The sequence below is a fragment of the Burkholderia sp. AU16741 genome, from assembly GCF_002223345.1.
Classification (GTDB): Bacteria; Pseudomonadota; Gammaproteobacteria; order Burkholderiales; family Burkholderiaceae; genus Burkholderia; species Burkholderia sola.
On record NZ_NKEZ01000003.1, the window covers coordinates 1,008,007 to 1,028,828 of the forward strand.

At 63.3% G+C, this 20,822-nt stretch carries 18 protein-coding genes, 3 tRNA genes and 1 pseudogene; 17 read left to right on the forward strand and 5 right to left on the reverse strand.

All coding sequences use genetic code 11. From position 1 onward, the window contains the following. Nucleotides 1–105: 105 nt before the first annotated feature. The 12 genes from CFB89_RS07085 to CFB89_RS07145 all read left to right on the forward strand — a co-directional run bounded on the left by CFB89_RS07085 (nucleotide 106) and on the right by CFB89_RS07145 (nucleotide 12,023). On the forward strand, nucleotides 106–1,002 hold the full coding sequence (locus CFB89_RS07085; RefSeq protein ID WP_089467281.1) for an alpha/beta fold hydrolase: 897 nt from the start codon (nucleotides 106–108) through the stop codon (nucleotides 1,000–1,002). A gap of 79 nt (nucleotides 1,003–1,081) precedes the next feature. After that, nucleotides 1,082–1,435 (forward strand): RidA family protein, encoded by a 354-nt coding sequence (locus tag CFB89_RS07090; RefSeq protein ID WP_006486103.1) that lies wholly within the window; start codon nucleotides 1,082–1,084, stop codon nucleotides 1,433–1,435. Nucleotides 1,436–1,474: 39 nt separating this feature from the next. Continuing rightward, nucleotides 1,475–3,712: a bifunctional (p)ppGpp synthetase/guanosine-3',5'-bis(diphosphate) 3'-pyrophosphohydrolase gene (locus CFB89_RS07095; RefSeq protein ID WP_089467282.1), complete on the forward strand. Its 2,238-nt coding sequence runs from the start codon at nucleotides 1,475–1,477 to the stop codon at nucleotides 3,710–3,712. Between the two features lie 84 nt (nucleotides 3,713–3,796). Then, nucleotides 3,797–3,873: transfer RNA gene (locus tag CFB89_RS07100), tRNA-Val, on the forward strand. Nucleotides 3,874–4,144: 271 nt separating this feature from the next. Then, entirely contained in the window at nucleotides 4,145–6,052 is a 1,908-nt protein-coding gene (gene thrS, locus CFB89_RS07110; protein WP_089467283.1) for a threonine--tRNA ligase, read from the forward strand. Nucleotides 6,053–6,101: 49 nt separating this feature from the next. Beyond that, the gene (infC, locus tag CFB89_RS07115) at nucleotides 6,102–6,626 is read left to right on the forward strand and encodes a translation initiation factor IF-3 (protein ID WP_071734130.1); all 525 of its coding nucleotides are present in this window, start codon (nucleotides 6,102–6,104) and stop codon (nucleotides 6,624–6,626) included. Between the two features lie 190 nt (nucleotides 6,627–6,816). After that, complete coding sequence (rpmI, locus tag CFB89_RS07120) at nucleotides 6,817–7,014, forward strand: 50S ribosomal protein L35 (RefSeq protein ID WP_004191477.1); 198 nt, start codon at nucleotides 6,817–6,819, stop codon at nucleotides 7,012–7,014. A gap of 30 nt (nucleotides 7,015–7,044) precedes the next feature. Continuing rightward, entirely contained in the window at nucleotides 7,045–7,404 is a 360-nt protein-coding gene (rplT, locus tag CFB89_RS07125) for a 50S ribosomal protein L20 (RefSeq protein ID WP_004192938.1), read from the forward strand. Between the two features lie 149 nt (nucleotides 7,405–7,553). Further along, the gene (pheS, locus tag CFB89_RS07130; protein ID WP_179233384.1) at nucleotides 7,554–8,567 is read left to right on the forward strand and encodes a phenylalanine--tRNA ligase subunit alpha; all 1,014 of its coding nucleotides are present in this window, start codon (nucleotides 7,554–7,556) and stop codon (nucleotides 8,565–8,567) included. Between the two features lie 96 nt (nucleotides 8,568–8,663). Further along, entirely contained in the window at nucleotides 8,664–11,093 is a 2,430-nt protein-coding gene (gene pheT, locus CFB89_RS07135; RefSeq protein WP_089467284.1) for a phenylalanine--tRNA ligase subunit beta, read from the forward strand. Nucleotides 11,094–11,165: 72 nt separating this feature from the next. Next, nucleotides 11,166–11,552 (forward strand): integration host factor subunit alpha, encoded by a 387-nt coding sequence (locus tag CFB89_RS07140; RefSeq protein WP_006486093.1) that lies wholly within the window; start codon nucleotides 11,166–11,168, stop codon nucleotides 11,550–11,552. Between the two features lie 57 nt (nucleotides 11,553–11,609). Further along, nucleotides 11,610–12,023 (forward strand): MerR family transcriptional regulator, encoded by a 414-nt coding sequence (locus tag CFB89_RS07145; RefSeq protein ID WP_089467285.1) that lies wholly within the window; start codon nucleotides 11,610–11,612, stop codon nucleotides 12,021–12,023. An 80-nt stretch (nucleotides 12,024–12,103) separates the two neighbouring features. Here the strand turns inward: CFB89_RS07145 and CFB89_RS07150 are convergent, their stop codons facing one another. Continuing rightward, nucleotides 12,104–14,314 (reverse strand): hypothetical protein, encoded by a 2,211-nt coding sequence (locus CFB89_RS07150; protein ID WP_089467286.1) that lies wholly within the window; start codon nucleotides 14,312–14,314, stop codon nucleotides 12,104–12,106. Between the two features lie 395 nt (nucleotides 14,315–14,709). Here CFB89_RS07150 and CFB89_RS07160 point away from each other — a divergent pair, with 395 nt between their 5' ends. From CFB89_RS07160 to CFB89_RS07170, 3 genes are all read left to right on the forward strand, one after another. Then, nucleotides 14,710–15,423: a bifunctional 2-polyprenyl-6-hydroxyphenol methylase/3-demethylubiquinol 3-O-methyltransferase UbiG gene (locus tag CFB89_RS07160; RefSeq protein WP_089467287.1), complete on the forward strand. Its 714-nt coding sequence runs from the start codon at nucleotides 14,710–14,712 to the stop codon at nucleotides 15,421–15,423. Nucleotides 15,424–15,554: 131 nt separating this feature from the next. After that, nucleotides 15,555–15,631: transfer RNA gene (locus tag CFB89_RS07165), tRNA-Pro, on the forward strand. A 191-nt stretch (nucleotides 15,632–15,822) separates the two neighbouring features. Continuing rightward, nucleotides 15,823–16,650, forward strand: a complete 828-nt coding sequence (locus CFB89_RS07170; RefSeq protein WP_089467288.1) for a hypothetical protein — start codon at nucleotides 15,823–15,825, stop codon at nucleotides 16,648–16,650. On the opposite strand, the gene CFB89_RS07175 is transcribed toward CFB89_RS07170, so the two are convergent. From CFB89_RS07175 to CFB89_RS07185, 4 genes and pseudogenes are all read right to left on the reverse strand, one after another. Continuing rightward, entirely contained in the window at nucleotides 16,651–16,866 is a 216-nt protein-coding gene (locus CFB89_RS07175; RefSeq protein ID WP_089467289.1) for a hypothetical protein, read from the reverse strand. Nucleotides 16,867–17,199: 333 nt separating this feature from the next. Beyond that, entirely contained in the window at nucleotides 17,200–17,856 is a 657-nt protein-coding gene (locus CFB89_RS34060; RefSeq protein ID WP_144030069.1) for a hypothetical protein, read from the reverse strand. Between the two features lie 102 nt (nucleotides 17,857–17,958). Then, nucleotides 17,959–18,543: a DUF4145 domain-containing protein gene (locus tag CFB89_RS07180; RefSeq protein WP_256979596.1), complete on the reverse strand. Its 585-nt coding sequence runs from the start codon at nucleotides 18,541–18,543 to the stop codon at nucleotides 17,959–17,961. Between the two features lie 274 nt (nucleotides 18,544–18,817). Next, nucleotides 18,818–19,306, reverse strand: a pseudogene (locus CFB89_RS07185) (integrase core domain-containing protein); the annotation flags it as partial. A gap of 33 nt (nucleotides 19,307–19,339) precedes the next feature. Here CFB89_RS07185 and CFB89_RS34810 point away from each other — a divergent pair. Next, nucleotides 19,340–19,467 (forward strand) — tRNA-OTHER (locus CFB89_RS34810). A gap of 140 nt (nucleotides 19,468–19,607) precedes the next feature. Further along, the gene (bamC, locus tag CFB89_RS07190) at nucleotides 19,608–20,816 is read left to right on the forward strand and encodes an outer membrane protein assembly factor BamC (RefSeq protein ID WP_089467291.1); all 1,209 of its coding nucleotides are present in this window, start codon (nucleotides 19,608–19,610) and stop codon (nucleotides 20,814–20,816) included. Nucleotides 20,817–20,822: the final 6 nt, after the last annotated feature.

Sequence of the window (20,822 nt, forward strand, 5' to 3'; positions counted from 1 at the left end):
CCGGGCGCGTGGCGCCCCGTCATTCCGAAGCGGTTTACAATCGTTCGCATCGGGCGCCGCAAGCGTTGCCCCGCGCGTCGCCCCCCGTTCGACAGGATGCCAACGATGCCAACGACCCCAGCGAATCCCCCGGTTCCCCGCCAGCGGCGCGTGCAGTGTGCGAGCACGGCCGGCCTCCACCACGTCGCCTATACCGAGTGGGGCGACCCCGCGAATTCGCGCGTGCTCGTCTGCGTGCACGGCCTGACCCGCTCGGGCCGCGATTTCGACCGGCTGGCCGCCGCACTGTCCGATACGTATCGCGTCGTCTGCCCCGATGTCGCAGGGCGTGGCCGGTCGGACCGGCTGGCCGATCCGCGGCTCTATGCGATTCCGCAGTACGTGGCCGACATGGTGACGCTGATTGCCCGGCTCGACGTCGAATCGGTCGACTGGTTCGGCACGTCGATGGGCGGCCTGATCGGCATGGCGCTCGCCGGGCTGCCCGGTTCGCCGCTGCGCCGGATGATCGTCAACGACGTCGGCCCGCGCATCGAGCCCGATTCGCTGACGCGCATCGGCGAGTACCTCGGCGTGCAGCCGCGCTTTGCGACCGAGCAGGAGGGCGTCGACTATCTGACGTCGCTATCGCTGCCGTTCGGTGCACTGAGCGCCGACGAGTGGCGCGAGATCAACGGGCCGTTGCTGCACGAACTGCCCGAAGGCGGCTGGACGATGCGCTACGATCCGCGCATCGCCGAGCCGTTCAAGGCGACGACGCCCGAACTGGCCGCGCTCGGCGAGGTCGCGCTGTGGCGCGCGATCGAGACGACGGACGCGACGCTGCTCGTCGTGCGCGGGGAGACGTCCGACCTGCTGTCGCGCGAGACGGCGGCCGAAATGGTCCGTCGCGGCCGGCATGTGACGCAGATCGAGATTCCGGGTGCGGGCCACGCGCCGGCGTTCGTCAGCGCGGACCAGATTGCGCTCGCGCGGCGGTTTTTCGTCGAAGGCGACGCATAAACGCGTCATAATATGCGGTTCGGCGGCACGCGGGCCGTGCCGTCGCCCGAATTCCTACCCATCACGACCGGAACATTCCATGGCAGTCATTCGTCACCACGTCGGGGCCCGTCTCTCCGAAACCGCGATCCACAACGGTACCGTGTATCTGGCCGGCCAGATCGCCGAAGACACCACGCAGGACATCCGCGGCCAGACGCGCGAAGTGCTCGGCCACATCGACCGCCTGCTCGCCGAAGCGAACAGCGACAAGGCGCATCTGCTGTCGGTGCAGATCTACATTTCGGATCTCGCGAACTTCGAAGGCATGAATGCCGAGTGGGACGCATGGGTCGCGCCGGGCAACACGCCGCCGCGCGCGACCGTCGAGGCGAAGCTCGCGGATCCGGCGCTGCTCGTCGAGATCGTGGTCGTCGCCGCGCAGCGGAGCTGAGCGTTATCCGACGATGACCGTATTCCGGCAGGCCGTGCAATGACCGAATCCGTTTCCGCTTCTCCCGTCGCGGCGCCGTCGTTCGACGACGTGCTCGCGTTCGTGCGCGAGCGGGCCGGCGACGCGCGCCTGTCGTCGGGCGAGCTGCTCGCCGATCACTCGGCCGGCACCGCGGCGATCATGCGCACGCTGAACGTCGATCCGCACGCGATGCAGGCCGCCGCGCTGTTCGTGCTGACGCCGCACCTGAGCGATCCCGAGCGCGAGCTGACCGAGCGTTTCGGCGACGAAGTCGCGCGGCTCGTGTCCGACGTGCGCAAGCTGTTGCGGCTCGGCACCGTCAGCCTGCGCGCCGCGCAGAACGCCGCGAGGCCCGACTCCGGGCGCGACGCGGCCGAAGAGCGGCGCACGCAGATCGAGGCGCTGCGCAAGATGCTGCTCGCCTTCGCGCAGGACATCCGCGTGGTGCTGATCCGGCTCGCGTCGCGGTTGCAGTCGCTGCGCTACTACGCGGCCGCGAAGCTGGATCCGCCGCCCGACGTCGCGCGCGAGACGCTCGAGATCTATGCGCCGCTCGCGAACCGTCTCGGTATCTGGCAACTGAAGTGGGAGCTCGAGGATCTCGCGTTCCGCTTCGAGGATCCCGTCACCTACAAGCGGATCGCGAAGCTGCTCGACGAGAAGCGCATCGAGCGCGAGGCGTACGTCACGCAGGCGATCGCGCGGCTGCAGCACGAGCTCGCGCAAGCGCACATCCAGGCCGACGTCAGCGGCCGGCCGAAGCATATCTACAGCATCTGGCGCAAGATGCGCGGCAAGGAGCTCGATTTCTCCGAGCTGTACGACGTGCGCGCATTCCGCGTGATCGTGCCCGACATCAAGGATTGCTACGCGGTGCTCGGCATCGTGCATCACCTGTGGCAGCCGGTGCCGAAGGAGTTCGACGACTACATCTCGCGGCCGAAGCCGAACGGCTACAAGTCGCTGCATACGGTCGTGATCGGCGACGACGGCCGCGCGTTCGAAGTGCAGATCCGCACGCAGGAGATGCATCGTTTCGCCGAGTACGGCGTCGCCGCGCACTGGCGCTACAAGGAGGCCGGCGCGCGCGGCTATGGCGGCCAGTTCTCGGCGAGTGACAAGTACGACGAGAAGATCGCGTGGCTGCGCCAGTTGCTCGCATGGAAGGACGACGTCGAGGACGGCACCGAGGTATCGGGCGACCAGGCGTGGGCGCAATTGCGCGAGACGTCGCTCGACGACGACCACATCTACGTGCTGACGCCGCAGGCGCGCGTGATCGCGCTGCCGCAGGGCGCGACGCCGGTCGATTTCGCGTATCACCTGCACAGCGAGCTCGGCCATCGCTGCCGCGGCGCGCGCGTCGACGGCGCGATGGTGCCGCTGAACACGTCGCTCGCGAACGGCCAGACGGTCGAGATCGTCGCGGTGAAGGAAGGCGGACCGTCGCGCGACTGGCTGAACCTGCAGCTCGGCTACCTGAAGAGTTCGCGCGCGCGGCAGAAGGTCCGCGCGTGGTTCAACTCGATCGAGCAGGAAGAAAACGTCGCGCACGGCCGCGCGCTCGTCGAAAAGACGCTGCAGCGCGAGGGCAAGACGTCGGTCAACCTCGACAACCTCGCCGCGAAGCTCGGCTTCAAGTCGCCCGAGGAACTGTTCTCGGTCGTTGGCAAGGAAGAATTCAGCCTGCGCAACGTCGAGCACGCGCTGTCCGACGCGCCGCCGCCGGAACCGGCGCCCGAGGCGCCGGCTGATTTCGAGAAGCGCAGCAGCGGCGCGAGCGTCGCGCACGGCGCGTCGACCGGCGTGCTGGTGGTCGGCGTCGACGCGCTGCTGACGCAACTGGCGCGCTGCTGCCGTCCGGCGCCGCCCGATCCGATCAGCGGTTTCGTCACGCGCGGCAAGGGGATGTCGATCCATCGCACCGACTGCCCGACGTTTCGCCGGATGGTCGAGCGCGCGCCGGAACGCGTGCTGCAGACGACCTGGTCGGCCGACGTGCTGGGCGGGCGCGGCGCATCCGTCTATCCGGTCGACCTGATGATCGAGGCGAGCGACCGGCAAGGGTTGCTGCGCGATATCTCCGAAGTGTTCGCGCGCGAAAAGATCAACGTCGTGGGCGTGAAGACGCAAAGCCGCCGCAATGCGGCATTCATGCAGTTCACGGTCGAGGTGTCGAATTCGGCGCAGGTGCAGCGCGCGTGCACGCTGCTCGGCGAGGTGCAGGGCGTCGTGCGGGCAGGGCGGAAAACCTGATGGGGTTGGATCCGCGTCGTTTTGCTGCGACCGCATAAAACACTTGCCAAGCCCGTAACCACTCCATATAATCTTAGCTTCTCTAGGCTCGTAGCTCAGTTGGTTAGAGCACCACCTTGACATGGTGGGGGTCGTTGGTTCGAATCCAATCGAGCCTACCAACGAATTGAGAATGCCCGGCCTCCGGGTGTTCAATGCAGTACACAACTCAACGCGAACAAGGCGAATACGGTTATGACACCGCGAACGTTGACCGAAACCACTTCGGAGCGACGCTAGTCGAGGAACGTTTTCGCCCTTTCAGTTTGAGTGAAGTATCGAATGCGGCCCCTCGAAAGCGGGGCCGCATTTTTTTTGTCGCGAATTTTTGACGCGTGAGTTTGATCTCGCGTACCTGGTCTGCCGCCCACTGTCGGCATCACGGAGATTGCTATGGTTTCGATACGCTTGCCTGACGGCTCAGTTCGACAATACGAGCATCCGGTGACAGTTGCCGAGGTTGCAGCCTCGATCGGTCCCGGCTTGGCGAAGGCTGCGCTGGGTGGCAAGCTCGATGGCGAGCTCGTGGATACGTCGACGGTGATCGACCGCGACGCATCGCTCGCGATCGTCACGGACAAGGATGCCGACGGCCTCGACATCATCCGCCACTCGACCGCTCACTTGCTCGCGTATGCGGTGAAGGAACTGTATCCGGACGCGCAGGTGACGATCGGCCCGGTAATCGACAACGGTTTCTATTACGACTTCTCGTACAACCGCCCGTTTACGCCGGAAGATCTCGAAAAGATCGAAAAGCGCATGCAGGAACTCGCGAAGAAGGACGAGCCGGTCACGCGCCGTGTCGTGTCGCGCGACGAGGCGGCCGGTTATTTCCGCAGCATCGGCGAGAAATACAAGGCCGAGATCATCGAATCGATTCCGCAAAGCGACGAAATCAAGTTGTACTCGCACGGCGGCTTCACCGATCTGTGCCGCGGTCCGCACGTGCCGTCCACCGGCAAGCTGAAGGTCTTCAAGCTGATGAAGGTCGCAGGCGCGTACTGGCGCGGCGATTCGAAGAACGAGCAGCTGCAGCGCATCTACGGCACGGCCTGGACGAAGAAGGAAGACCAGGATCAGTACCTGCACATGCTCGAGGAAGCGGAAAAGCGCGACCACCGCAAGCTGGGCAAGCAGCTCGACCTGTTCCACATGCAGGAAGAGTCGCCGGGCATGGTGTTCTGGCATCCGAAGGGCTGGGCGCTGTGGCAGCAGGTCGAGCAGTACATGCGCCGCCGCGTCAACGACGCCGGCTACCTCGAGATCAAGACGCCGATGATCATGGACCGCTCGCTGTGGGAGGCGTCGGGCCACTGGCAGAACTATCGCGAGAACATGTTCACGACGGAGTCGGAGAAGCGCGACTACGCGATCAAGCCGATGAACTGCCCGGGCCACGTCCAGGTGTTCAAGCACGGCCTGCGCTCGTATCGCGACCTGCCGCTGCGTTACGCGGAATTCGGCTCGTGCCACCGCAACGAGGCGTCGGGCGCGCTGCACGGCCTGATGCGCGTGCGCGGCTTCGTGCAGGACGACGCGCACATTTTCTGTACGGAAGACCAGTTCATCTCGGAATCGATCGCGTTCAACACGCTGGCCATGAGCGTGTACAAGGACTTCGGTTTCGATCACATCGACATCAAGCTCTCGCTGCGTCCCGACCAGCGTGCGGGCACGGACGAAACGTGGGATCGCGCCGAGCAGGGCTTGCGCGATGCGCTGACGGCCTGCGGCCTCACGTGGGAAGAATTGCCGGGCGAGGGTGCGTTCTACGGCCCGAAGATCGAGTACCACATCAAGGACGCGCTCGGCCGCTCGTGGCAGTGCGGCACGCTGCAGCTCGACATGGTGCTGCCGGAGCGCCTCGGCGCCGAGTACGTGGCGGAGGACAACAGCCGCCGCCGGCCGGTGATGCTGCACCGTGCGATCGTCGGTTCGATGGAGCGTTTCCTCGGCATTTTGATCGAGCACCACGCTGGTGCAATGCCGGTCTGGCTCGCGCCGTACCAGGCAATTGTGCTCAATATCGCCGCAAGTCAGGCCGAATATGCGCAGGCTCTGACCCAAACGTTGCAAAAACAAGGGGTTAGAGTGGCGGCCGATTTGCGCAACGAGAAGATTAGCTATAAAATACGCGAGCACACGCTGGAAAAGGTGCCTTATCTCCTCGTCGTGGGCGATAAGGAGCGTGATGCGCAAACGGTAGCCGTGCGTGCCCGTGGCGGCGTCGAACTTGGCGTAATGCCGGTCGAAGCCTTCGTTGAGCGTTTGCAGGAAGACCTGCGCTCGTTCAAGTAACCGCCCTGGCAGCGCGGCTCGTTTTTTTAATTTTTAGAGGAAACGTAACATCGCTACTGATAAGTCGTCGCACCGCATCAACGGTGAAATCACTGCGCCGGAAGTGCGCCTGGTCGGGATCGAGAACGAACCGCTCGGTATCGTAAAACTCGCTGACGCTTTCCGTAAATCGGAAGAACTGGATGTTGACCTGGTGGAGATCGCGCCGCAAGCGGTGCCGCCGGTTTGCCGTCTGATGGATTACGGCAAGTTCAAGTACCAGGAATCGAAGAAGCAGCACGAAGCGAAGCTGAAGCAGAAGGTCATCCAGGTGAAGGAAGTCAAGTTCCGCCCGGGTACCGATGACGGGGATTACAACGTCAAGCTCCGCAATCTCGTGCGCTTCCTCGAAGAGGGCGACAAGACGAAGATCACGTTGCGTTTCCGCGGCCGCGAAATGGCTCACCAGGAAATCGGTATGCGGATGCTGGAGCGTCTGCGCACGGATCTCGAGGAAGTCGGCCAGGTCGAGCAGATGCCGAAGATGGAAGGGCGCCAGATGATCATGGTGCTCTCGCCGAAGAAAAAGAAGTAACGGGCCCGCGCGCATCGCGCGCAGGTTCGACAGTGGTTCGGCGCGTTGCCCGGTCAGGGCGGCGCGCCAACGATGACGGCGGCTGCGCAAGCGGGCCGCCGTACACAAGTGGACTGGGTTTCGAAGGGCGGGTCAAGGGCGCAAGCCAACCGCACACCCATCGCCATCTAATAAACTGGAGTTGTTCGTCATGCCTAAGATGAAGACCAAGAAGAGCGCTGCAAAGCGCTTCGTGGTGCGTCCGGGCGGTACCGTCAAGCGCGGTCAAGCCTTCAAGCGTCACATCCTGACCAAGAAAACCACGAAGAACAAGCGCCATCTGCGCGGCGCAACGGCAGTTCACGATTCCGATCTGAACTCCGTCCGCGCGATGCTCCCGTTCGCGTAACCCCTCAACTGATACTCCAAGGAGAGAAACATGCCTCGAGTCAAACGTGGGGTAACCGCACGGGCCCGCCACAAGAAGATCATCAACCTGGCCAAGGGTTATCGCGGCCGCCGCAATAACGTCTACCGCATCGCCAAGCAGGCGGTGATGCGCGCTGGTCAGTACGCGTACCGCGATCGCCGCAACAAGAAGCGTGTGTTCCGCGCACTGTGGATCACGCGTATCAACGCGGCAGTTCGCCAGCACGACATGACCTACAGCGTGTTCATCAACGGCCTGAAGAAGGCGTCGATCGAACTCGACCGTAAGGTGCTGGCCGACATGGCGGTGTTCGACAAGGCTGCTTTTGCTGCGATCGTCAAGCAGGTGAAAGCCGCCGTTGCAGCCTAATTGCGAAATTAGCACTGCGTGGTTAGTTGCAGCGAGGTTCCGGTAGTCTCGGCCGCTGCAGCGAAAACGGGGCTCTTCCGAGCCCCTTTTTTGTTTGGCGAGGCCATTTCGCTCGCCAAGACCGAATGACGTTGGAAATGATGGGATCTATGGATCTGGACCAGATTGTCGCCGACGCGCAGCAGTCCTTCGAACAGGCTGCCGACATCACCACGCTCGAAAACGAGAAAGCCCGATTTCTCGGCAAATCGGGTGCGCTGACCGAGTTGCTCAAGGGCCTCGGCAAGCTCGATCCCGAAGCACGCAAGACCGAAGGCGCACGCATCAACGTCGCGAAGCAGCAGGTCGAAACCGCGCTCACCGCCCGTCGTCAGGCACTGGCCGACGCGCTGCTGAATCAGCGCCTCACCGCCGAAGCGATCGACGTGACGTTGCCGGGCCGCGGCGCCGGTGCAGGCAGCCTGCACCCGGTGATGCGCACGTGGGAGCGTGTCGAACAGATTTTCGGCTCGATCGGGTTCGATGTGGCCGACGGCCCGGAAATCGAGACCGACTGGTACAACTTCACGTCGCTGAACAGCCCGGAGAACCATCCGGCGCGTTCGATGCAGGACACCTTCTACGTCGAAGGCAAGGATGCCGACGGCCGCCAGCTGCTGCTGCGCACGCACACGAGCCCGATGCAGGTGCGTTATGCGCGCATGAACCGTCCGCCGATCAAGGTGATCGCGCCGGGCCGCACGTATCGCGTCGACAGCGATGCGACCCACTCGCCGATGTTCAATCAGGTCGAGGGGCTGTGGATCGACGAAAACATCAGCTTCGCCGACCTCAAGGGCGTCTATACCGACTTCCTGAAAAAATTCTTCGAGCGCGACGACATCCTCGTGCGCTTCCGTCCGTCGTATTTCCCGTTCACGGAACCGTCGGCCGAGATCGACATGATGTTCGAGCAAGGCAAGAACGCCGGCAAGTGGCTCGAAATTTCCGGCTCGGGGCAGGTGCATCCGACCGTGATCCGCAACATGGGCCTCGACCCCGAGCGCTACATCGGTTTCGCGTTCGGCAGCGGCCTCGAGCGCCTGACGATGCTGCGCTACGGCGTCCAGGATCTGCGGCTGTTCTTCGAGAACGACCTGCGTTTCCTCCGCCAGTTCGCGTAACGCCGCTCGCCGCGCCGACCTGTGCCCGCGCACGCCCCGACGGACGTTTCCGCGGGGCCCGGGCGTCGATCTAACCTGTTTCGAACGTAGACATCCATGCAATTCCCTGAATCCTGGTTGAGAACCTTTGTCGACCCGCAGCTGACGACCGACGAGCTGTCGCACGCGCTGACGATGGCGGGGCTCGAAGTCGAATCGCTGAGCAAGGCTGCGCCGCCGACGTCGAAGATCGTCGTCGGCCGCGTGCTCGAAGTCGTCAAGCATCCGGATGCGGACAAGCTCAATGTCTGCCAGGTCGACGCCGGCACCGGCGCGACGCTGAACATCGTCTGCGGCGCGCCGAACGTGGCGCCCGGCATCAAGGTGCCGGTCGCGCTGGTCGGCGCGGAATTGCCGCCGGCGGAAGAGGGCGGCAAGCCGTTCGCGATCAAGCTGTCGAAGCTGCGCGGCGTGGAGAGCCAGGGGATGCTGTGCTCGGCGCGCGAGCTGAAATTGTCCGAGGATCACAGCGGGCTGCTGATCCTGCCGGAAGACACGCCGGTCGGCCAGGACATCCGCGAGACCCTCAATCTCGACGACACGATCTTCGAAATCAAGCTGACGCCGAACAAGGCCGACTGCCTGTCGGTGTTCGGTATCGCGCGCGAGACGGCCGCGATCACCGGCGCACCGCTGACGCCGGTCGACATCCGCCCGGTAAACGTCGAACTCGACGACACGCTGCCGGTGCGCATCGCCGCGCCCGACCTGTGCGGCCGCTTCTCGGGGCGCGTGATCCGCGGCGTGAACGCGCATGCGAAGACGCCGCAGTGGATGGTGGAGCGCCTCGAGCGCTCGGGCCAGCGCAGCGTGTCCGCGCTCGTCGACATCTCGAACTACGTGATGTTCGAACTCGGCCGTCCGTCGCACGTGTTCGATCTCGACAAGATCCACGGCGGCATCGAGGTGCGCTGGGGCAAGCGCGGCGAATCGCTGAAGCTGCTCAACGGCAACACGGTCGAACTCGACGAAACGGTTGGCGTGATTGCGGACGATCGTCAGGTCGAAAGCCTGGCCGGCATCATGGGCGGCGACAGCACGGCCGTCACGCTCGATACGACCAACATCTATCTGGAAGCCGCGTTCTGGTGGCCGGACAGCATCCGCGGCCGCGCGCGCAAGTACAACTTCTCGACCGATGCGGCCCATCGCTTCGAGCGCGGCGTCGATTACGCGACGACCGTCGAGCACGTCGAGCGCATCACGCAACTGATCCTCGAGATCTGCGGCGGCAAGGCCGGCCCGGTCGACGATCAGGCGGTGAACCTGCCGCAGCGCGCGCCGGTGAAGATGCGCGTGTCGCGCGCGAACCGCATCATCGGCGTGAAGATCGACGCCGACGAGATCGCGAACATCTTCACGCGTCTCGGCCTGCCGTTCGAGCGTGAAGACGACGCGTTCCTCGTCACGCCGCCGTCGCACCGCTTCGACATCGAGATCGAGGAAGACCTGATCGAGGAAGTGGCGCGTATCTACGGCTTCGAGAAGATCCCGGCGCGGCCGCCGGTCGCGACGAGCGAAATGCGCGCGACCCACGAGACGCGGCGTTCGATCCACGACATCCGTCACGCGCTCGCCGCGCGCGACTACGCGGAAACGGTCAACTTCAGCTTCGTCGATGCGGAGTGGGAGCAGGATTTCGCGGGCAACGACCACCCGATCCGGCTGCTGAACCCGATCGCGAGCCAGCTGTCGGTCATGCGCACGACGCTGTTCGGCAGCCTGATCGCCGTGCTGCGTCACAACCTGAACCGGCGCGCCGATCGCGTGCGCGTGTTCGAATCGGGGCGCGTGTTCGTCGCCGATCCGTCGGTGAAGGCCGGTGAACTGGCGGTCGAAGGTCATGCGCAGCCGAAGCGCGTCGGCGCGCTGGCGTACGGTCCGGCATTCGACGAGCAGTGGGGCGTCGCGACCCGCGCGGTCGATTTCTTCGACGTGAAGGGCGATCTCGAGGCGTTGCTCGCGCCGGCGGCCGCGCGTTTCGTGAAGGCCGAGCATCCGGCCCTTCATCCGGGCCGCAGCGCACGCATCGAGGTCGATGGTTGCGCGGTCGGCTGGATCGGCGAGCTGCACCCGCGCCTGATGCAGAAGTACGAGCTGCCGCACGCGCCGGTGATGTTCGAAATCGACGCGGATGCGCTCACGGCACGTGCGCTGCCCGCGCCGACCGACGTGTCGAAATTCCCGCCGGTCCGTCGCGATATCGCCGTTGTCGTCGATCAGGCGGTCGAGGTTCAGGCACTTTTCGACGAAATGAAGAAGGCGCTGGCCGACGACGCCTGCCGATTCGTTCAGAAGGTTGTACTCTTCGACGAATTTCGTGCAAAATCAAATACTTCCGGTGGTCTTGCCGCGAACGAGAAGAGCCTTGCCTTCCGCGTGACGTTGCAGGACGCGGCTGGCACGCTGCAGGACGAGGTCGTCGATCAGGCGATCCAGACGCTGGTCGAGCGCATGGCTCGTGCTGGTGCGCGCCTGCGCGGCTAAGGAGAAGGCCCGCCCGCTCGCGGGCGGCTTTTTTCCATCGTAAGTTTTGATTCAACGCGCTGTATGGCAGATATGAACGACATGACCTCGAGTGAATTCGAAGCCCTCCTGACGGCGCAACGCAGCGCCATGAACCGCGACGCTTCGGCGCCGGCGTCCACCGAGACGCCGACGCTGACGAAGGCGGAACTGGCGGAGCTGCTGTTCGACAGCGTCGGGCTGAACAAGCGTGAAGCGAAGGACATGGTCGAGGCGTTTTTCGAAGTGATCCGCGATGCGCTCGAAAACGGCGAAAGCGTCAAGCTGTCGGGATTCGGCAATTTCCAGCTGCGCGACAAGCCGCAGCGTCCGGGCCGCAATCCGAAGACGGGCGAGGCGATTCCGATCGCGGCCCGCCGGGTGGTAACCTTCCACGCGAGCCAGAAGCTGAAGGCGCTGGTCGAAAACGGCGCGGAGTAAGACGCGCGCCCACGCCCCGCGCGGCCGCCGCGCACCCTTACCGACGGTTAACCGACGATGACCACCACGGTTGAGAAAGTCGTCTTGCCTCCGATTCCCGCGAAGCGCTACTTCACGATCGGCGAAGTCAGCGAGCTGTGCGGGGTCAAACCGCATGTGCTGCGTTACTGGGAACAGGAATTCACGCAGCTGCGGCCGGTGAAGCGGCGCGGCAATCGGCGGTATTACCAGCATCACGAAGTGCTGCTGATCCGGCGGATTCGCGAGTTGCTGTACGAGCAGGGATTCACGATCAACGGCGCGCGCAACCGGCTCGATTCGCCGGGCAGCGAGCGGGCCGCGGCGGAGCCGGTCGAATCCGATGTGCAGGCCGCCGAGGCGCGCGGCGCGGCCAAGTCGGGCGCCAACGTCGATGTGGCCGCGTTGCGGCAGGCGTTGCTGGACGTGATCGACGGCCTGAAACACGGCTGAGCGCACGGCGTGCAGAATGCCTGGGAAAGCCCGGTTGGCGACCGCCACCGGGCTTTTTTCATGCGGATCGCGCCTGCGGATCAGCGCGATGCGAGCGGATTCTTCTGGCCCATGTCGACGACCAGCGTGCCGTCCGGCAGCATCCGCACCGAGCCCTGCGCGACCTGGTTGCGGTACCCGTACAGGTCGAACCGCATCGGGCCGGCCTCGGCCGAATTCCGGATCAGCGCGCGCACGTTCAGTTCGAGCACGTTGAACATCTTCATGTCGCCGCCTTCCATCCACATGTAGCTCGGCGCATCGATCTGCGGCCGCTTCGGCGCGGGCGCGCCCGCGGCGCGCCGGAACGTGAGGCGCAATCCGTCGCGCTCGACCGTCGCCTGGCTGAGCTTGCCGTTCAGCACGGGGGGCGGGAACACGGTGTACTGGTCGAGTACGAGCGTGTCGCCGCGCAATTCCGCGCCGCGCCGCCGCAGCGGCGTCAGCGACGAGAGCTCGATGCCGAGCGAGCGCAGCAGCGTCGCCTGCGGGATGCCGAGCACCGACACCTGCGACGGCTTGAATGCGAGGTGGCGGTCGTCGAGCACCGTCAGCGAGCCCTTCATGTCGGTCGGCAGCCAGACGCCCGGCACGTGATTCCACAGCTTGATGCCGCCCTGGACGCGCAGGTTCTGCCCGTCCGCGCTCAGTTGCAGGTCGTTCAGCGAACGCGGCGAATAGTCGAGCAGGTAGTCGTTGAAGAGCGCCGACATCGCCTTCCACGACTCGACGACCGTGCCGCCGAGAATGCGGATGTCGTACTGGTTCGGATCGTCGAGATCGACGGGTTCGCCGGCGCGCTTCGACACGAGTTCCACGTCGAGATCCTCGACATGAAAGCCGATATCGCCGGACAGGTTGAAGTCGACGTTGCGCAGATGGATCGTCGGGTTGCGGTTCGACACGTGCCGTTCGTTGAACGGCGTCGTCGACGTGCGCCGCATCGCGACCTTCTGCATGCCGGGCCGTGCGGCGTCCGCCGCGAGCGCGTACGCTTCCCAGTGCTGGCGCACGTCGCGCAGCGCACTTTGCTGCGCGGCGAGGAAGCTGTCGTTCAGGCGCGCGGCCGCGTTGCCGAGCAGCGCGCCGCTGGCCGGGCCCGCATACGAAGGCATCCGGATCGCCATCGCGCCGCTTTCGTCGAAGTTGAAGTAGCCGGCCGATACCTGGTCGCGATAGTGATACAGGTCGAACACGAACGTCTGGTCGCGCTTCGACGTGTCGAGCGGACCGATCAGGATGTCCGCGTTCATCGGCATCGAGCGCATGAACTTCACGTCGCCGCCGCGGATATACATGGCCTGCTGCGGCGCGTTCGCGGGCATCGCGAAGCCGGCATGCGTGCCGTCGTCGAGCGTCAGGTCGAGGCCCGCCGGCGTCACGCGCAACGCGGTGATCGCGAGCTTCAGGCGCGGCGGCGGCATCAGCTTGTCGACCGCCATCACGAGATCGTCGCCGGCGAGTTGCGCGATCGGCGTCTGCACCTTCAGCAGATCGGCCATTTTCACGTTGGCCGCGCGCATCACCGGCTGCGCGTTGAGGCCCGACACGCGTACGCCGGTCGGGTGGAACACGAGCTGGCTGCCGTCGCGGATCGCGAGCGTGCCGGTCAGCGAGAACGGTACCCAGCCGTCGCGCTGCATCTCGCCTTGCAGATGGATCACGCCGTCGCCGGCCGATACCGCGAGCTTGCGCAGCGGCGCGTTGCGATAACCGAAGATGTAGGTGTTGAAGAGGGCGGTCAGCTTCGCGTTGTCGAGCGTGACCGTGCCTTCGTGCACGTCGATCTCGAAGCTCGTCGGATCGTCGAACACGATCGGTGCGCCGGCCTGCGTGGGCACGAGCGTGGCCGACAACTGATGAATGAAGAAGCCGAGATTGTTGACGACGCGGAAATCGACGTCGCGCAGGAACGTCATTGCGCCGTTCTGGCCCGAGTCGCGCAGCGTGAACGGGCGCGGCTGCGTGAGGCTGATCGACGCGAGCGACGGCACGGTGCGCGCGATTTGTTGCTCGCGCGCGAGGCGCTCGGCCTTCGTGCGCTCGATCTTCGTCGATGCGATGGACGTGTTGCTGTCGCGCTGCGCGGCCGATTCCGCGCAGCCGGCACACAGCAGCGCGAGCGCCAGCGCGCCGCAGCCGACCACGCGGGAGGTCGTGTGGGATCGCGGGGCGGCTCTGCGTCCCAAGCCGGCAACCCGGTCGAAAATTGCCAAAGGCGAGCGATGGCCGCGCCGGACCGCATTCCGCATCGTCTGTCTCCATGTCTTGTCTTGTCTTGATCGACGGCGGCGCGCGCCACTGCACGGCGCGAGCGTCGATGCCGTGCAGTGTGTCATAGCGCGCTAGAGCGGCGTTACCAAACAACGGGCGCCCGCGCGCGACGCGTCCGCGGGCTGTCTGGCAATGGATTCGTGGTGGATCGGCGGCCGGATCAAACGGTCGTTTGGTTTGTCCGGACGCCGGCCGGCGTCTTTCGATGCGCTGCTGAAAACCCACGGCCGGCGTTGGCCGTGCCGGTTTCACCGGATGCCGAAGCGGCGCGGCCCCGGGCATCGACGGATACGATCGGCCATGGCGGCGAGGTAAGATCGGCATCAGTGGCGGGATCGACATCACAATACGGCAGCCATCACGGGGAAGCGCCATGGACCTGAAGGAAGTCGATGTACTGGGTGCGGGGGTGGGCGATCACTGGTACTACGCGTCGAAGGCGAGCGCCATTCGCCGGTTCCTGGGCGCGTCGGGCGCGAACCGGATACTCGACGTCGGTGCGGGCTCGGGCTTTTTCTCGAAGCATTTGCTCGAGCGCACGCCGGCGACGGAAGCATGGTGTGTCGATACGAGCTACGCCGACGACAGCGACGGCGAGGCGGCCGGCAAGCCGATCCACTATCGGCGCTCCGTCGATCGATTCGACGCCGATCTCGTGTTGCTGATGGACGTGCTCGAGCATGTCGACGACGACGTCGGGCTGCTGACGCAGTATGTGAATGGCGCGCCTTCGGGCAGCCGGTTCCTGATCACGGTGCCCGCGTTCCAGTTTCTGTGGAGCGGCCACGACGATTTTCTCGAGCACAAGCGCAGGTACACGCTCGGCGGCCTCGAGGACGTGGTCCAGTGCGCGGGGCTCGACGTCGAGCACGGCGCCTATTATTTCGGCCTCACGTTTCCGCTCGCGGCCGCACTGCGGCTGGGTGAGCGGGCGCGTTCGCATCCGCGCGAGCCTGCGTCGCAATTGCGCCGTCATCATCCGTTCGTCAATGGCTTGCTCAAGACGATCTGCCGCATCGAGCTGCCGATGTTCCGCTTCAACCGCGTCGCGGGCCTGACGGTCATCTGCGTTGCGCGCAAGCGGTGACGGCGACGCGGGAGCGGTGCCGCAGATTGCTTGCATCGCTGCGATCGCGCCAAAAAATTTCACGAGAACATGCACAAAATGCATGCGACCCGTTCTAAATCGGGAAACTGTCTGTTATAATTTTTTTCTTTCGGGGCGTAGCGCAGCCTGGTAGCGTACCTGCATGGGGTGCAGGTGGTCGGAGGTTCAAATCCTCTCGCCCCGACCAAATTAAGCCCGCGTAATCAACAGGTTACGCGGGCTTTCTCGTTGGTATCGTGGCGCGGGCAGGGCTTGTTTTGGAAGGATTCCAAAATCAACATGTCCGTTTGCGCTGCCGTCGCGTCGCGAGCGCGTAAGGCGCGTCTCCGGGTGAGCTGACGATCACGTGCAAATAAATTAAAAAAATACTGGTGACAGATGCTCCACACGATACTTGATGCGCTCTCGCCCGGCTGGGTCGGTACGACGGTTAGCTTGCTCGCGTTTATCGTCGGGGTCGCACTGGCGATATGGGGCATCCTCATCAGCAGCAAGCGACCGCGACCGGCCGTCGTACGCCTGAATCGGCGGCTGCTTGGCGGCCCTATGCAGATGCTCCCGAAGAACATTCAAATTCTGTTCGACGGAAAACCGGTGCCGCACATCATGCGCACGCTGATCTGGGTTTGGAACGCCGGAAACGCGACGCTTCGCGGCGACGACATTGTTGCAAAAGATCGGCTGCGGTTGGAATACGCCAGTAAGACACAAGTCCTGTCAGTACGCGTGCTGAAGGTGACACGCACCGTTATTGGATTCACTGCAAGCCCCAGGGACAACTCGTCCCAGATCCTCATCGACTTCGATTTTCTCGATGGAGAGGATGGGGCTCTGATTGAGATTTTGCATACGGGTAAGGGGACGCCGGCGTTTTTAGGCACGATCAAAGGCGTGCCGAGTGTCTGGATGCCAGGGAAAAGCAAGGAGTGGACGTCGCGTCTCAAAGAGGGTACGGTGGGCCCTCCCACTTCTGTGGGGATGAGCGTCATAATCGTCGGTATCACTATGGGCAAAATCCAAAGCGATTTTGCGTGGTGGCGCACCATCCAGATGGTTTTTGTGGGCGTTGGCGTAGTCCTCATGCTGTTTAGCTTGATCATGCAACTGCTGCGGCGGCGATATCGTGTTCCGCGATCTCTGGAAGAGTCGTCGTCTGATCAGCGGAACCCTTCCGATGCCAAGCCGCCGCCCAGGAGCAACGCCTGATTAGGCCGCGGGGAGCGCCGTGTTTCGGGAGAGTTTGATGAGCCCGTGCAGGACGGCCGATCGTTCATTCTCGGAGCGCGGCTTGATCGTGGCGTCGGCGGCTCGCATGCTGTGCGCGAACGGCGCGCAGACGAAATTCGGCCTGCCGAGCACTTCCTGCAGCGCGGCCGCTATCAAGTCGAGGTAGATCAGCTCCTCGAGCCCGTGCTGCATCATCAACCGCTTGACCGCGCTCTCGTCGATTGCGGGCTGCGCGGCGGTGATCTCCGTGAGCTGCTAGATGGCTTCGTATTGCTGCAACAGCATCGCGGCTGCGGCACGGGCGAGTGCTGGGTCTGTGTGGCGGCAGCGCGTACGGCATGCTGCATCCGGGCGTGCTGGCGTGCGAGGGTAGAGGCCAAGCATCCCACAGTAGCCCTGAAAGGGTGCTGGCGATGCAACCAGACGGCGAGGGGGGGGCGAGACATGGTTTCTGTTCGCATCGGGCTGTGGAGACGCGTTGGGCAGCCCGAGCAGTCGGGCATTGACAGGGTTTTCTGACGGGCGGGTCTACGTACGCGGTTTGAACGACGAATGAAGCCCCAAGGACCTTGCGGCTTGGCTGACTGTCGTGCCCGCATCTTCGAGCAGGCCGTATGCTTCCGCGAGTTGTTTGGCGGCGAACTCGAGATCGCTTTGTCGGTTCGTATTGTTAGCAGGCGGAGCTGCCATTTCCGTAAGGCGATTCATAAACTCGCGCGCCAGATGAATGCGGTCGAACGCTGCTGCGATTCTCGCACCGCAGTTATTCGGTAGAAATGCCAGTCCGCGTATTTCATCGTTACTGATCACGGGGCATTGTGTCAGCAGGTTGGCATGAAGGTTGAACTTCGACTCACCCGCGTTTTGGCTTTCCGGATTTCGGACAAAATCGAGGCAGACACTTACGTAGCTCTGAGCGACTCTGAGGCGAGCCGATGTTCCTGCGGCATTCAGCTTTCCTTGCAACAATTCATCACGAATTCTGAGGCGGCCGTCTCTCAGGGAAATGCCTAGGGCGACTACTACCGCTGCACACGTGCTGATCGCGGTCGCTACGTCCCAAAAATCTTTTGTGGAGTGTTCCGCGTGCGCGACGGCGGCCCACACTCGGGCCAATCCGAAGAAGGCAATGCAGATCAGCAGTGCAACGACTGCCAGATGAACGATTTCCCACGCGCGCTTCATGCAACCTCCGTATTTGATTTTCGCGGGATCGTAGCACGGGTTCCGAACGTCGATGCATCGGTGCTGACGTTCCCGGACACAAGCACGGAGCCGGTTACGAGGTTAGTCGGTTTTCGCTGCCTCGACGGTTTCAATCCGCAACTTAATTCGTTCGGGGAGTGTGTAGAGGTACATGAGGACCATTCGCGTGAATTCCATCATTTCGCCTGCAGTTTCTGGCGTGAATTCTTCGGCTTCGTGAAGCGCGTCATTTCCTTCGAGTCGTATGCGATGGGCCCATTCCTTCAGGTCGACAGTAATTCGTCCTTCGGTGAACAGCTTGTCGATACGTTTTTCGAGCTTCCATGCCTCGATATCAGGACTGTGCTCCTTGAGCGCGATTTCGAGGCAGCGGCGGAACATGGCGGCGGCAGCGGTTGCACTTCCACGCGCGAGACAGTCGCTCCCTTCGTCGAAGGCGCGAGCGGCGCGCTCGGGAATGTGCTCTGGCGACTCGATTTTTTCCGTTTCCGGAAAGACCATGACCTGTCTGACAGAGTTGTGGAGGGCGAGGTTGCCATGTACAAATTGAGGCAGGTTCGCAATAGGTGTATTGGACCGATGCGTATAGGCGCGAATTGCAACGCCGTGGCCACATGCAGGACAAAGCCCCAACAGGTTCCACTGGTGTGGGTCGGTCTGATGCACGTTCCCGTATGGGATTGTGAATGCCGCTTTTGTTGCACCACAGTGCGGACAGTCGTGAACGAGCGTAGGCATATGTAAGGTCTCTTTTCTCGCCAGCCATGGATGTATGGGGGTGTCAGGATTTCCGTGTTCAAGGCAGGTTGAGTAGTTACACGGAAGGCCGGACGAATCGATCTGCGTAAAGGATAGCGAATTGGTTCATGGCGGTCTTCCAGTCATGTGTATTAGTCGGGACTCGATCTGACAGGTAGTCGGACCGACAAAGAACGAGTCATCAGTGGGGGATGAGTTTCTCCTTGGCGAGCTCGAGCGAATCGAGGAAAGTGCGCATCGGTGTCTTGCCGTAACACCAGCGCCCCTGATGCTCTCGTTCATTGTTGTACTAGCCGACTCACGCATCAAGGTCCGTCTGCAAGGTGGCGATCGAGTCGTAAATCTTCTTGCGGAAAACGATGCGATAGAACTCGTTGAGCATGGTCTTGTGCAGCCGTTCGACGATTCCGTTGGTTTGAGGCGACTTGGCTTTGGTTCCAGTATGGTCGATGTCTTCCACGGCCAGATACAGCTCGTATTCGTGATGCTCGGGGTCGCCGTAGTATTCCGTCCCGCGCTCCGTCAGCACACGTAGCAGTGGGATGCCGAAGCTGTCGAAGAACGGAACAACGCGATCGTTGAGCAGGTCCGCCGCCGGCAAGGGCGTTTTGCGATCGTAGAGCTTGGTGAACGCAATCTTCGAATAGGTATCGACGAAAGTCTGCTGATAGTTCCATCGATTGAGGCGACGACCCTTTTGGACGGGGGCGTGAGGAGGTGATAGTCTGGCGAGACTCTGTCAACCAGCACAGCGGTTTTGACCGACACATTGCCCCGAGAGCCTTATTCCACCGTGGGTTCGTAGAGGTTCAAATCCTCTCGCCCCGACCAGACAAGAACCCGCGTCAGTTCAAGCTGACGCGGGTTTTTTCTTGGCCGTCGCTTTTTTGCACATCGCAGCGCGGCCCCGGTAAAATGCACGGTTGATCCACGGAAAGCGCCGTGATTTAGCGGAAGAGGATTCCCCGAACATGACTGATCTTCGTCTTACCATGCGGTTCGCTGCAGTGCTCGCCACCGGCGCGCTCGTCGCCGGTTGCGGTACGTCGTCGCCCACGAAAGTGGACTACAAGAGCGATTCGAAATCGAAGGAAGCGTCGCTTGCAGTGCCGCCCAACATGCTCGACGAGACGGCCGATCAGCGTTCGCTGCCGCCCCAGGGCGGCGCGACTTCCCTGTCCGCGCTCAAGCAGGTCCAGCAGGCCGCGCCGGCGCTGGACACCGTCGCGCCGGCCGTGGCCGGCATGCATATCCAGCGCGACGGCACCGAAAGCTGGCTCGTGATCGACGGCAAGCAACCGGCCGCCATCTGGCCGCAGGTTCGCCGTTTCTGGCAGGAGCAGGGCTTCCTGCTCGTCGTCGACCAGCGCGACAAGGGCGTGATGGAAACCGACTGGAACGAAACCCATCCGCAGATCAACGACGGCCTGATTCGCAGCGTGATCTCGAAGGCGATGGGCAATTCGTACGTGACGGCCGAGCGCAACAAGTACCGTACGCGTCTCGACTCGGCGCCGAACGGCGGCACCTACGTGTTCATCAGCCAGAAGGGGATGCGCGAGGCGATCACCGGCGCGAACAACGATTCGAGCAAGTGGGAGCCGAAGCCGAACGATCCGGCGCTCGAGACGGAATACCTGAAGCGGCTGATGGCCGTGCTCGCGCAGAACGAGCAGCGCGCGAAGAATGGCGAGCCGCCGATCGCGAACATCAAGGACAACGCGGTGCCGAAGGACAAGAAGGCCGATGCCGACGCGTCGTCGAAGGCCGCTGCGGCAATCGCCGCGCAGAACGTGTCGCGCACGTCGGCGCAAGGCAACGACGCGGCTGAAGCGGCCGTGCCGTCCGAAGTCACGCTCGGCGAGCCGTACGACCGGTCGTGGCTGCACGTTGGTCTCGCGCTCGATCGCGCGAACTTCACGGTCGACGATCGCGATCGCTCGAAGGGCCTGTATTTCGTGCGCTATGTCGATCCGAAGGATCTGAGCTCGGCCGAGCAGGGCTTCTGGAGCCAGCTGTTCCACGGCAAGAAGGAAAAGCAGGCGAAGCAGTATCGCGTCAACGTGAAGGCGCTCACGGCCGACCAGACGCGCGTCGCGGTCGTCGACGATGCGGGTGCGATCGACACGTCGTCGCCGGCTCGCCAGATCATGGGGTTGCTCGTGAATCAGCTCCGCTGATCCCGG